This is a genomic window from Streptomyces sp. NPDC048671, from assembly GCF_055587045.1.
In genome coordinates this window covers 261,798-274,158 of record NZ_JBVJHB010000002.1, presented here as the reverse complement: position 1 = coordinate 274,158, position 12,361 = coordinate 261,798, and the positions used below count along the sequence as shown (strand labels likewise).

Annotated in this window: 10 protein-coding genes; 7 read left to right on the top strand and 3 right to left on the bottom strand. The window is 72.4% G+C overall.

What is annotated here, in order from left to right; all coding sequences use genetic code 11:
• Positions 1-129: 129 nt before the first annotated feature.
• From ACZ6S6_RS05640 to ACZ6S6_RS05610, 7 genes are all read left to right on the top strand, one after another.
• On the top strand, positions 130-843 hold the full coding sequence (locus ACZ6S6_RS05640) for a C39 family peptidase (protein WP_469704100.1): 714 nt from the start codon (positions 130-132) through the stop codon (positions 841-843).
• Positions 844-871: 28 nt separating this feature from the next.
• A complete protein-coding gene (locus tag ACZ6S6_RS05635) occupies positions 872-1,861 on the top strand; it encodes an alpha/beta hydrolase (protein WP_469704099.1) in 990 nt (329 codons plus the stop codon).
• A gap of 396 nt (positions 1,862-2,257) precedes the next feature.
• Entirely contained in the window at positions 2,258-4,195 is a 1,938-nt protein-coding gene (locus tag ACZ6S6_RS05630) for a sensor histidine kinase (RefSeq protein WP_469704098.1), read from the top strand.
• A 7-nt stretch (positions 4,196-4,202) separates the two neighbouring features.
• On the top strand, positions 4,203-4,637 hold the full coding sequence (locus ACZ6S6_RS05625; RefSeq protein WP_469704097.1) for a roadblock/LC7 domain-containing protein: 435 nt from the start codon (positions 4,203-4,205) through the stop codon (positions 4,635-4,637).
• A 2-nt stretch (positions 4,638-4,639) separates the two neighbouring features.
• On the top strand, positions 4,640-5,011 hold the full coding sequence (locus ACZ6S6_RS05620) for a DUF742 domain-containing protein (protein ID WP_362952724.1): 372 nt from the start codon (positions 4,640-4,642) through the stop codon (positions 5,009-5,011).
• Positions 4,989-5,738, top strand: a complete 750-nt coding sequence (locus ACZ6S6_RS05615; RefSeq protein ID WP_362952726.1) for a GTP-binding protein — start codon at positions 4,989-4,991, stop codon at positions 5,736-5,738. Before ACZ6S6_RS05620 ends, ACZ6S6_RS05615 begins: the two co-directional genes overlap by 23 nt.
• The gene (locus ACZ6S6_RS05610; RefSeq protein WP_362952728.1) at positions 5,735-6,322 is read left to right on the top strand and encodes a GAF domain-containing protein; all 588 of its coding nucleotides are present in this window, start codon (positions 5,735-5,737) and stop codon (positions 6,320-6,322) included. The genes ACZ6S6_RS05615 and ACZ6S6_RS05610 overlap by 4 nt, the downstream gene beginning before the upstream one ends.
• Before the next feature lie 41 nt (positions 6,323-6,363).
• On the opposite strand, the gene ACZ6S6_RS05605 is transcribed toward ACZ6S6_RS05610, so the two are convergent.
• From ACZ6S6_RS05605 to ACZ6S6_RS05595, 3 genes are read right to left on the bottom strand one after another with little or no spacing between them, the layout of a single operon-like run.
• The gene (locus ACZ6S6_RS05605; RefSeq protein ID WP_469704096.1) at positions 6,364-8,295 is read right to left on the bottom strand and encodes a DUF2264 domain-containing protein; all 1,932 of its coding nucleotides are present in this window, start codon (positions 8,293-8,295) and stop codon (positions 6,364-6,366) included.
• Between the two features lie 39 nt (positions 8,296-8,334).
• Positions 8,335-10,776: a polysaccharide lyase 8 family protein gene (locus tag ACZ6S6_RS05600; RefSeq protein WP_469704095.1), complete on the bottom strand. Its 2,442-nt coding sequence runs from the start codon at positions 10,774-10,776 to the stop codon at positions 8,335-8,337.
• A gap of 58 nt (positions 10,777-10,834) precedes the next feature.
• Positions 10,835-12,199, bottom strand: a complete 1,365-nt coding sequence (locus ACZ6S6_RS05595; RefSeq protein WP_469704094.1) for a M60 family metallopeptidase — start codon at positions 12,197-12,199, stop codon at positions 10,835-10,837.
• Between the last annotated feature and the right edge of the window lie 162 nt (positions 12,200-12,361).

The window sequence follows — 12,361 nt, the reverse complement described above, 5'->3', positions numbered from 1 at the left end:
GAGGAACCACGCTGACTCCTGCCATCGCACCCGGCCGTGCCGCGCAGAGCCGTGGCGCTCATCGGCCGGGCGCCTGAGCTGAACGCGTTTCTTCCCGCAAGGCCCGTCCCCCCACCCTCAGGAGCCTTTATGCGCAGGAGACTTGTGTCCTCCGCGATCGCCGTCGCCGCCGTCGGAATTCTCCTCCACCCCGGCACGGCCCAGGCGTCGCCCGCACCGCACACCCCGGCCGTGTCCGTGCTCGCCCACGGAACGAAGGCCGGTACGGCCGTCGTCAGCGGGCACAACCAGCCCGGCACCCGGCTGAAGGTCGACTCCGGCCGCACCCTCAGCGCGCACTGGCTGGAGATCGACTACCAGGTTCAGGAGACCGGATACTGGTGCGGCCCGGCCGCCACCCGCATCGCGCTCTCGGCCCGGATGGCCCCGCCCAGCCAGGGCGTTCTGGCCGGACAGCTCGGCACGACCGAGGCCGGCACCGACTACATCGGCCAGGTCACCGGCGTACTCAACTCCAACCTCGGCGGGGGCTGGTACGAGACCAAGAACATGCCGAACGACCCGCCCACCCAGGGTCAGCGGGACCTGCTGTGGAATGACATCGTCTTCGACATCGACCGCAACTACCCGCTGGTGACCAACATCGTCGCCCCGCCCGGCAACCAGCCGCCCGGCTACCCGTCGGACCAGACGATCTATCACTACTTCACCGTCTTCGGCTACGACGAGGTGGACCGCACCGTCCTCATAGCCGACCCCGCCTCATTCAGCGGCAACCAGATCTACTGGATCTCCTTCGATCTGCTCGCCACGCTGATCCCGCCGAAGGGCTACTCGGCGTGACGTGTCCCTTTCTCACCAGGAGGCCGTGTTGAGCAGCTACCGTCCCACCCGCAGAAACGTCATCAAGGCCGCCGGCGGGATCACCGCCGCGATGGCTCTGGGCACCGGGGGCATCCTCGCGGCCGCGTCCCCGGCCAGTGCGGCGGGCGACGGCTTCGGGCTGCGCATCGTGGAGCGCGGCGAGGCCGATCCACGTATGTGGTACTACCGGTTCGCCACCGACGCCATCGGCTGGAACCCGGGCGTCAACATCCTGCTGCCCGACGACTACCACACGGCCGGACGTACCTACCCGGTCCTCTACCTCTTCCACGGGGGCGGTACCGACCAGGACTTCGTCACCTTCGACCGCGCGGGCATCCGGGACTGGACGGCCGGAAAGCCGGTTATCGTCGTGATGCCCGACGGCGGACATGCGGGCTGGTACTCCAACCCGGTCAGCTCCAACACCGGCCCCCGCAACTGGGAGACCTTCCACATCGACCAGCTCCTTCCCTGGGTCGACGCGAACTTCCGTACCTACGCCGAGTACGACGGCCGTGCCGTCGCCGGGTTCTCGATGGGCGGCTTCGGCGCCCTGAAGTACGCGGCCAAGTACTACGGTCATTTCGCCTCGGTGAGCGCCCACTCGGGGCCGGCCAGTCTGCGCCGGGACGCCGGACTGGTCACCCACTGGGCCAACGCGTCCTCGGCCGCCCTGGACCTGGGCGGCGGCACGGTCTACGGCATACCGCTGTGGGACGAGGCCAGGGTCAGCGCCGACAACCCGGTCGAGCGGGTCGAGAGCTACCGGAACAAGCGGATCTTCCTCGTGGCCGGCACCAGTCCCGACCCGGTCAACTGGTTCGACACGGCCAACGAGACCCAGGTGCTGGCCGGTCAGCGGGAGTTCCGGGCCCGCCTCGGCGACGCCGGAATCGCGCACGAGTGGTACGAGGAGCCGGGCGGACACATGATCCGCGACTACATGGTCCGCCGTGACCTCGACGGCATCGTCGCCCGGCTCCGCAAGGCGTAACGCCTGCACGGACGCTGGCTCACCATCGCCCCCCGTACGGCCTGGCCCGGCGGGCAGGCCGTACGGGGGAGCGGGACATCGCTCCCCCGTACGCCACGACAAGCCCCCTCGACACCCGTCGAGGGGGCTTGTCGCGTGCGGCGCCGGATCCCCGTCACCGATCCGGTCCTAATCGGTCGTTCGTGCGAGACGTCATACCAGAGCGGGACGGATGGCGGGCAAGTTCCACAACTGCCCGCCGCACCCTCGCCATGGGCGACTACCGTGTGTGTCCGGTGATCAACGGTGGGCTCATGTTCCCGGGGCCCGCCCGGCCGATGATCCGAGAATGACCGACCACCGTAGGTGCCACCACATGAATACCGATTCCTGGGGCCCCACGTACCAAGGACGCTGATGTCTCAACTTCGCGCACCCGACGCGCGACCGGAACGCCGAGAGGGCGGGCGGCACGGCCGACCGGGTGCCCGTTCCCACTCGGCCGCGGCCAGGCCGCGCGCTGCCCAGCCGTCCCCCGAGGCGCGTATACGCCCCCAACTCCTGCGCACCGCGGTGCTGCCGGCCGTAGCCGTCATGCTGACCGGCGCCGCGGCCGTCATCCTCACGGTCCGCTCCACCGGCACCGCGCCGTCCACGGAGCTCTGGACCGCGCTCGGCGCCGCCGCGGCGCTGGCGGTCGCCGCCGTGGCGGCGGCCTTCCTCGCCGCCAACCGCGTCGCCACCACCGTCCTCGGCCGCTGCTTCGCCCTGCGCCGGGCCAGCGCGCAGGGCCAGGCCGAACTGCAACAGGTGGTGGAACAGCTCCGCAACGGCGAACCCGTACCCACGCGCCGGCCCCCGCAGCCCACCGCCCCCGGCAGCGACGCCTTCGAACTGCTGGCTCAGGAGCTCGGCCGCCAGCAGGAAGGGGCCGTCGCCGCCGTCGTGCAGGCGTCCCGGCTCTCGGAGCACAGCGGCGAGGACCAGAAGGTCGAGGTATTCGTCAACCTCGCCCGCCGGCTGCAGTCGCTCGTGCACCGCGAGATCCAGCTGCTCGACGAGCTGGAGCACGAGGTCGAGGACCCCGATCTGCTCAAGGGCCTCTTCCACGTCGACCACCTGGCCACCCGGATCCGCCGCCACGCGGAGAACCTCGCGGTCCTCGGCGGCGCCGTCTCCCGGCGGCAGTGGAGCAACCCGGTCACCATGACCGAGGTGCTGCGCTCGGCGATCGCCGAGGTCGAACAGTATCCACGGGTCAAGTTGGTGCCCCCGATCAACGGCACCCTCCGCGGGCACGCCGTGGCCGACGTGATCCACCTCCTGGCCGAACTGGTCGAGAACGCCACGGTGTTCTCCGCCCCGCAGACCCAGGTGCTGCTGCGCGCCCAGCACGTCACCGCGGGACTCGCGCTGGAGGTCGAGGACCGGGGCCTGGGCATGCCGGGCAACGAGCAGAAGCGGATGAACGCCCTGCTCGCCGACCCCGACCAGGTCAATGTCGCCCGGCTGCTCCAGGACGGCCGGATCGGGCTGTTCGTGGTGGCCTCGCTGGCCCGCAGACACGGCATCGCCGTACGGCTGCAGAGCAATATCTACGGGGGCACGCAAGCCGTGCTCGTGCTTCCGCAGTCCCTGCTCGGGGCCGAGGACGACGCCGTCGCCGGAGCCGGCGGCGCACCGGCCCCGCCCCCAGGCCCCGTGCACCGCCCACCGCCGCTGGACGAGGCCGCCGCACACCGGGACCTCGGTCCGGGCGGCCCGGCGCCCGCTCCCGAGCCGGAGCGCCGGCCGTACGTGCCGAACCAGCAGCTGCGGATGCACCAGCCGCCGCAGCAGACCCGGCGCCAGGGCGAGGGCCCGCCGCCGCTCCCGCTGCGCGCCGAGCGCCTAGACCGGCCCACGCCCGCCGAGGCCGGCCCCGGCATCCGGCCGGCGGACGAGGCGGCACCGGCGCTCTCCGCGGAGCCCGGAGTCGTTCGCGGCACGATGGGCCGGCCGCAGCTTCCCAGGCGTGCCAACCAGGAACATCTGGTCCCTCAGCTCAGGGAGGCTCCCGTCCCGCGCACCGAGGACGAACCCACCCTGCACGACCCGGGCCTGGTGGCGGCCTTCCGACGCGGCATCGACCTCGCCGAGGCCCGTGCCGAATCGGAGCCCGAACCGATGTCCGAACCGGGTTCCGGCTCCGGGGCGGAGGCCGGGTTCGGGGCGGCTCCGGGCGCGGTGACAGCGGCCGCGGCACCGCTCGATCCGCTTCCGGTCCGCGGCGCCCCGGCGCCCGGGGAACTCCTCCGGGCCGGCCCCTACCACAGCGATCAAGACCCACTCGAAGCGAACACCTCCAAGGAGTAGATGCACCATGGCGACCGATACGCCGTCCGGTCAGGTCTCGGACCTCGACTGGCTGCTGAGCGGGCTGGTACAGCGCGTGCCGTACACCCGCAGCGCGGTCCTGCTCTCCGCCGACGGGCTGGTGAAATCCCTCCACGGCCTGGACGCCGACAGCGCCGACCACATGGCGGCGCTGGCCGCCGGCCTGTACTCCCTCGGCCGCAGCGCCGGGGCGCGGTTCGGGGACAACGGAGAGGTCCGCCAGGTGGTGGTGGAGCTCGACTCGACGCTGCTCTTCGTCGCCACCGCCGGTTCCGGCACCTGTCTGGCCGTGCTCGCCGGGCGGAGCGCCGATGCCGCCGTGCTGGGCTACGAGATGACCATGCTGGTCAAGAGCGTCAGGCCCTATCTGATGACCCCGACCAGACAAGCGGCCGGGGTGCCGGGCGCCACGGGGCTGTGAGCGTGTCGGCCACCCAGGACGCGCCGTTGCTCGACGATGCGGCAGGCCGCCTCATCCGCCCGTACACGGTGAGCGGCGGCCGCACCCGCCCCACCACCGTGCTCGACCTGCTCTCCCTGGTCATGGCCACCGGAACCGTTCCGCAGGACCACCTCGGCCCCGAGCACTCCGTGGCGCTGGGACTGTGCGGCGGCCCCACCTCGGTGGCCGAGATCGCCGCGCATCTGCGGCTTCCCGCGGTCGTCACCAAGGTGCTCCTCTCCGACCTGGTCGACTGCGGAGCGGTCACCGCGCACCCGCCCGCCTTCCACGACATGCCCACTGACCGATCCCTGCTGGAGGCAGTGCTCGATGGCTTACGACGACAGCTCTGACGGTTTCGACAGCTCCGCCCCGTACCCGGGGACCGGGGGCCCCGGAAGCGTCGGCTACGCGGACGGCCCCGGGAGCGCTGGTCACGCCGAGGCCCCGGGGCACGTGGGGCACGCGGACGCCCCCAGCAGCCCCGAGGGCTTTCCCGTCGCGCTCAAGGTGCTGGTGGCGGGCGGTTTCGGTGTCGGCAAGACGACCTTCGTCGGCGCGGTCAGCGAGATCGCGCCGCTGAGCACGGAGGAGCTGCTGACCCAGGTCAGCGCGGCGACCGACAGCCTCGAAGGCATCGAGTCCAAGACCTCCACCACGGTCGCCATGGACTTCGGCCGCATCACACTGGACGAGCAGCACGTGCTCTATCTGTTCGGCACACCCGGCCAGGAACGCTTCTGGTTCATGTGGGACGAGCTCTCCCAGGGCGCACTCGGAGCGGTGGTCATCGCGGACACCCGCAGACTGGAGGAGTGCTTCGCGGCCGTCGACTTCTTCGAGCGGCGCGGAATCGGATTCATCGTCGCCGTCAACGAGTTCGACGGTGCTTTCCGCTACGGCCCCGAGGAGGTGCGGGCCGCGCTCGACCTGGCACCCGCGGTACCGGTCGTCCTCTGCGACGCCCGGATCGCCAGCTCGGGAACCGGCGCGCTGGTCACCCTCGTCCAGCACCTCATCAACGCCACCACCGAGCCGGCCCCGCTCTCCGGCCACGGCAGTTTCGGAGTCCGTACGTGATCCCGCACGCCATCGGGCGGATGCTGCTGACCCCCGTCGACAGCGACGCCCCCGTCCGGACCCAGCGGCTGCGCAGCCTCGGCCTGGGTGAGCGGTCCGACGCCTCGTTCGACAACTTCGACTCCTTCGCCGACCGGGTGGCCGAAGTGACCGAAGTGCCCTTCTCGATAGTCAACTTCATCGACGGCAACCGGCAGTTCTACGCCGGGCTGCACACCCCGGCGGGCACCCGCAAGGGCGCCGACCTGGGAGCCACGGCGGCGGGCAGCGGCCGCAGCGGCCGCTATGTGGCCCTCGACCACGGCTACTGCCCGCACGTCGTGGTGCGGCGAAGGGCGCTGGTCCTGGAGGACGTCTGCGACTATCCGCGGTTCGCCGGGAACCCGGTCGTCGACGACATAGGCATCCGCTCCTACCTGGGGGCGCCGCTCATCGACCGTACGGGGATCGCCCTGGGCGCCGTCTGCGCCGTGGACACCGTGCCCCGCCCGTGGGGGCGGGCCGGGCTCGACACGATCAAGTCCCTGGCGCAGGAGCTGATCGGGCACATCCACCGCCGGGAGGACAACAGCATCGGAATCTGAGCCCGGTCCGCCGGCCGGGGCCCGCCGCCGGCCGGCGCCGGTCAGACCTCGACCCGGCTCCCGTCCAGGAAGGTCAGGACCACCGCGTCGCCGTCCACCCGCACGCGAACCGCCGTACGGAGCGCCTCCGGATGGACACGGTCGCGGGAGAGCACGACGAGCGACACATGAACGCTCCGGCCGCCCGGACGGGGCGCGCTGCGCAGATACGGGACCGCCGAGTGCGGTCCGTACGCGTTGGACTCGACATCGCGCGCCACCTCGGCCCCGCCGTCCCACCCGTACAGGGCGACCACCGCACTGGTCAGCCCCTCGGCCGTGCGGGCGAGTGCCCAGTCCGGCCCCGACGAGGCGAACGGGCTCGTCCGGTCGGCGACCGCGTGACCGCCCTCCCGGACCACCGCACCCTCGGGCGACTCGACCCGGTGCACCCGGATCTCCCACGGGCCGTGCAGCACGCTCGTCGTCCCGATCCGGTACGCGCGCTCGTCACCCGGCAGCCGCGCCGCCGACCAGGACGCGGCGACGCGGCCCTCGCAGCGCAGCGGATGGATCCGGCGGCGCCGGGACGGGGTGCCGTCCGGGGCGACCAGGGCCAGGTGGCCGTCGATGCCGCGGGCCACGGCGTGCGGCGAGGATTGCGGCGCGGTCGCCGTCGAGTACCCGAGCTTCGCGTAGTGCGGGTCTTCCTCGCCCGCACCCCGGTCCGGATCGGCGTCCGCATCGGCCGCGCCGGCGTCAGGGGCGGGCGGGTTGTGGTCGCTGCCGTGGTTGACCAGCCGGACGATCCCGTCGTGCCGGGTGCCGTGCAGCAGCCAGCCCGGCGCGGGCAGAGCGGTGTACGTGTCGGACTCCTCGACGGGCAGCGGGAGTTCACGCGCAGTCCACACCGCGTGGTCCGCCGGGAGCAGCAGCCCGAGGAAGCCCTTGCTCGCCCAGTACGGGGAGGCCGGACCCGAGTACGGCTGGGTGGACGGCAGGAAGGTGTCGTACCAGCCGAGCGTCAGCAGCCCCCGCTCGTCCGGCACCCCGCGCTCCGCGAAGTGCCGCAGCGTGCCCGAGGCGAGCCTCCGGGTCAGTCCGGGCGCCAGCGGTGTGCAGTCGGCGAGCGCGCCCATCCACACCGGGGCGAGCGCGGCGAAACGGTAGGTGAGGGAACGGCCCTGGTGGACCGGGGCGCCGTCCGACCCGAAGAAGTGCTGGTAGTCCTCCAGGAACCGGCTGAGCCGCTCCCGGTACACCGCGGCCCGGCCGCCGTCGCCGCCGCCCGGCCCGGCGATCCGCGCCCACAGCAGCGGGTACAGGTGCATGGCCCAGCCGACGTAGTAGTCGAAATTGCGGCCGTCCCCGTCGGTGTACCAGCCGTCACCGACGTACCAGTCCTCGATCCTGTCCAGTCCGCCCTCGATGTCGGACCGGTTGTACGGGGCGCCGACGGAGGCGAGGAACTGCTCGGACACCACCTGGAAGAGCCGCCAGTTGTTGTCCCAGGTGCGGCCGCCGACGAACCCGGAGAACCAGTCGACCACCCGCTCCTGGACCCCGGCGTCCAGCCGGTCCCAGATCCACGGCCGGGTCTCATGCAGCGCGACCGCGATCGAGGCCGCCTCCACCATCTGCTGCGAACAGTCCGTCAGGCGCGGCCACGCCTCCCCGCTCCCGGGATCGGTGCCGGCCGCGAGACCGGCCGCGTAGCGCTCGGTCAGCGAGGGGTCGACCGCCCCGCCCGCGCCCGCGACCCGGCAGGCGGCGAGCAGGAACGACCGGGCGAAGCCCTCAAGACCGTCCGAGACGACCCCCGACCAGCTGCCGCGGCCGGGCAGCCGGTACTGCGCGAAGCCGGGGGTGGCGTACGGCGTCAGCGCGTCCAGCATCCGGTCGGCGGTCGCCTCCCAGTGCGCCCGGGTCCAGCCGGTACGTGACGACAGGACCCGGTCGGTCGGCGGCAGTTGCAGATGCGGGGCGACGGACATGGTGGTGCTGCTCCTCGGGATCGACGCTCAGGGGACGGGTTACTGGACGAGTTCGGCGTGGTGGGTGTGGCCGCGGGAGCCGCCGGCTTCGACGGTGAGGACGGTCCTGCGGCCGGGAACGACGCTCACAGTGGCATCGGCCCGCGCCACCGACCGCACGGGGAAGGGCAGTTCGACGGTGAGCGAGTTCTGTGTCCGGCCCGGGTCGGCGACCGCGACGGACACCCGCGCGCCCCTTCGCCGCACGAGCACCGACGCCGGGCCGGACGAGGTGATCCCGGCCGCGGACCCGGCGCTCCAGAAGTGCACGGCGGTCAGTCCGGCCCGGCGGTCCTCCACCGCTTGCACGGCGGCGTCGTTGGCGACGATCCGGACCGGCCGGGAGCGCGACCAGACCGCCGTTGCGGCGGCCGGGACACCGGGCAGCAGCACATAGGCGTAGCCGTCGTCGGTGGGCGAGATCCCGTGGTCCAGCCCGAGCGTGAGATAGCGGCGGGTGACGGGGTCGGCGCCGCCACCCGTGTCCGCTCCCGTGTCGATGGCCCGCCAGGTGCCGGTGCGCTCCTCGCGCAGGGCGTGCAGCGCGGCCCCATCGGGGAAGACATAGCCGCCGACACCGTCGAGATGCGCCCACCTGGCCCGGCCGAATTCGGCGGACCGGCCCTGCTCCACGGGCTGCGGGACACCGTCGACCAGCAGCCGGTTGCGGCCCCGCGCGCCGAGGTTGCGGTTCTCGACGACCGTCTCGACCGCCCGGCCGTCGCTCGCGGTGATGCCCGCGCCGAGCGCGACCACCGCGTTGTCCAGCAGGATCCACGCCTTCCTGGTCCGAAGCGTGCTGCCCGGAGCGCCGATCACCTCCATCGCGGCCACCGTGTACCGGGTGTCCAGTACGGCCCCGCCCGCGACGGTGTTCGCCGGCCGGTAGGTGGACGTACCGGCGTCGGTGCCGAGATCGTCGCGCCGGCGGGTGTCGACCGTGGTGCCGGGGAGCCGGTACGGGTCGACGGTCGGCCAGAAGCCGTCGTTGTACTGCCCGAGGTCGTCGCCGTCGTACAGATACGTCATGCCGTCGCCGGTGTACCAGCCGTGCAGATTCTCGCCGTTGCCCGCCTCGTACGCGGAGATCCGCTTCGACGACAGCGACAGCGCGCAGGCCCAGCCGGGGCGGCGGTGCACCACGCGGTCCATGTCGGCGAGGACGAAGCTGCCCGTCGTGCGCGCCCCGGCGTGGATGTCCCGGTCGTCGAGCACCGCCTTGGCCAGGGCCAGTTGGGGGAGTGTGGCGAGACCGGCGAACGGGGTGGTGCGGTTGCGGGTCAGCCAGCCCTTGGCCAGTGCCCGCCAGCGCTCCGCGTAGGAGGCGGGTGCTCCGGAGGCGAGCAGCAGGATCGCCGCGACGGCCGCGGCACCGTCCCGGTGGTCACCCGCGCGTTCCCGTGAGACGGCCCGGCCGCGCACCGCGTCCATCATCAGCCCGTCGAAGACCACCGGTGCGAAGCTCCGCTCCACGGCGTCGTACATCACCGATACCTTCGGGTCGGCGACCGCCCACGGCGAATCCGCCAGGAGCGAGATCAGCCAGGCCGCGCCGCCGAGCAGCACGGTGCCGTACGAGCCGGTGTAGGCGACCACGTCGTGCTGGACGAACGAGCCGTCCTCGTAGAACCCGTCGCCCGAACTCGTATACCGGAAAAGGCTGTTACGGCCCGAGTCACGCACGTCGGAGAGTGCGTCACGGGCGGACGCCACCTTGTCCCCGTCCTTGCCGAGCAGTCCGCGCAGTGCCACGATCACGGACTTGTCGGTGCGGTTGGCACCTGTCTCGGACAGCGTGGGGGAGTTGGTCCGGCGGTCCGCGTCGGGGCAGAAGCGGTCGACGACGCCCAGATAGTCCGTGAGATCACCGGTGGACAGCAGCCCGCGCAGCAGTACGCAGCAGTCCATCAGCGCACGGGGAGCGCCGATCTCCCAGAACCACCAGTTGCCGCTCTCGCCCGCCTGCGGGTGGTAGGCGGTGTCGAAGGTGAAGCGCAGCGCGCCGAGCAGGGCGTCCGCGGTCTCGCTGTCGCCCGCCGGAGCGGCGCCGGGCGTGGCCCACGCGGTGGCGAGGGTGCGCAGCCGGGTGTAGGTCTGCCCGAAGTTACCCGGATCGGTGACGGGGGAGAGGTCCGCCCACAGCGCGGTGCGTCCGGTGCTGCGGTCCAGGGTCTCCCACAGTTCCTCCGCCTCGCTGTTCAGGGCCGCGAGGGCGGCGGCGAAGTCGGGGTCGGACGGGTCGAACCGGCCTCCGGTGATCAGGGTCTCCGCCCGCAGGAGGAGGCCGTCGAAGTCCTGGTCCGCAGCCGGTGCGCCGTCCGGTGCCGTGCCTGCCGCCGGCTCCGCGGCCGCGGCCTGTGCGGCGCCCGCCGCGGGGGCGAGCGCCGCTCCGACGGCCGTTGCGCCGCTCGTGGCGAGAAGGGTCCTTCTGCTCAGTCGCACGATGACTCCCTGTCCTGTGCGTGCTCTGCGTTCACTGTGTCTCCCGCGTTCGCGGCGTTCAGCCGGAGAGCGTGCTCGGGTCGACGGGCGGCTGGGGCAGGTGCAGGGCGGCGAGTTCCGCCCGCCCGACGGCGTCGATCGGGAAGGCCCAGGTGTTGACGAAGAAGTCCGTGAGGTCGTGGCCCGCGACGCGGCTGGCGTAAGTGGCCAGTGCCCGGTAGCGCTTGTCGTTCTCCGTGGAGTCGGACTGCGGGTTCTCCTCGCGCACCAGCTTGTGCAGGCGGGGCCAGAAGTCGTCCCCGAAGGCCAGCTCCAGCTGACGCAGCGGCACGAGCTTCTCGTACGCGCCGAAGGACTTCTCGTACGTCAGCCCGGCCGTGCCGAACTTGGCCCGTGCGGTCTGGAAGGCGGTGAGGCCGGTCGCCGGGTCGGCCGTGAGCAGGTTGGACGGCTGCTTCAGGGTGCGCTGCGCGGCCAGCGAGTAGATGTTCACCGTGACCTCGGTCAGACCGCCCGGCTTGTAGGCCATCTGCTGATGCAGGTGCCCGAGTTCGTGGTAGAGCCCCCAGCCGCGGGTCCGCAGCCCCTCGACGGTCGTGGCCCGGTCGAGATAGGCGCGCGGGAAGCCGTTGTAGCCGTGCGTGGCGTACGCGCCGACCCCGGTCGGCACCTTGCTGACCTCGGTGAAGTGGTACGGACCCGCCTTGCGCCGGTGCACCGGCCGGGAGCCGTCCAGCCCGCTGATCCGGGCGTGCGAGTCGATGATCGTTCCGACCAGCCGGAGCAGTGCGGCGTGGTCCTCGCCCCGGTACTGGAGCGCGCCGTCACGGGTCAGCGTCATGATCGTGTCCGGGCCGTGGAGTTCGGCCCAGGGCGATGCGGTCAGCGTGTCGAGCTGCCGCTGGAAGCCGGCCTCGGTGGTGCGGCCCAGCGTGAAGACCGGCATGGGGACGGCCCCGGAGCGGATGAGTACCCCCGCCCGCTCGCCGTGCCCGGTGAGCGTCAGATAGACCGGGCCGCCGTGCGGGTCGGTCACCGTGTTGGCGCCGGCGGTCAGCGGGTGGGCGCGCGGTTCGGTGATCTCGCCGTAGTAGTCCCAGGCGCCGATCCAGAGCGTGGGCAGCAGGCCGTCGTGGGGCCGGACGGTCAGCGAGAGCGGGGTGCCGGCGGGAACGTGGAGGCCGGTCGGCTGGAACTCCGAGCCGCGCAGGGCCTGTGCGAGCCGCAGCCGCTCGGCCTCGGCGGCGGGGCGGGCGGTGACGGTCAGGGCGACCGGGCGGGCGAGCGGCCGGCCGGGGGCGGCCTGCGCCGAGGGGACGGTGGCGCCGAGTGCGGCCACCGCCCCGGCGCCGGCCGCGGCGGCGAGGACGGAGCGGCGGCCGACCGGGGCGGAAGACATGGCGGAGGGGCTGTGCTGACGCATGCGGAACTCTCCCTGCAGAAACGAATGAGGGGCGGAAGCGTGCGGAACGGGATGGGGCGTGCCGTCAGCATGTAAGCGGTTGCTGTCGAGCCGCAAGGGGAGTCGGGAAGTTACTGTGATTTTCTATGACCGACTGCGGATTTCTATGGCCAACTACGGACA

What these genes read in the sequence shown, in the direction of transcription:
- ACZ6S6_RS05640 (WP_469704100.1), top strand. Translation starts at nt 130, where the DNA reads ATGCGCAGGAGACTTGTGTCCTCCGCGATCGCCGTCGCCGCCGTCGGA.
- ACZ6S6_RS05630 (WP_469704098.1), top strand. Translation starts at nt 2,258, where the DNA reads ATGTCTCAACTTCGCGCACCCGACGCGCGACCGGAACGCCGAGAGGGC.
- ACZ6S6_RS05625 (WP_469704097.1), top strand. Translation starts at nt 4,203, where the DNA reads ATGGCGACCGATACGCCGTCCGGTCAGGTCTCGGACCTCGACTGGCTG.
- ACZ6S6_RS05615 (WP_362952726.1), top strand. Translation starts at nt 4,989, where the DNA reads ATGGCTTACGACGACAGCTCTGACGGTTTCGACAGCTCCGCCCCGTAC.
- ACZ6S6_RS05605 (WP_469704096.1), bottom strand. Translation starts at nt 8,295, where the DNA reads ATGTCCGTCGCCCCGCATCTGCAACTGCCGCCGACCGACCGGGTCCTG.
- ACZ6S6_RS05595 (WP_469704094.1), bottom strand. Translation starts at nt 12,199, where the DNA reads ATGCGTCAGCACAGCCCCTCCGCCATGTCTTCCGCCCCGGTCGGCCGC.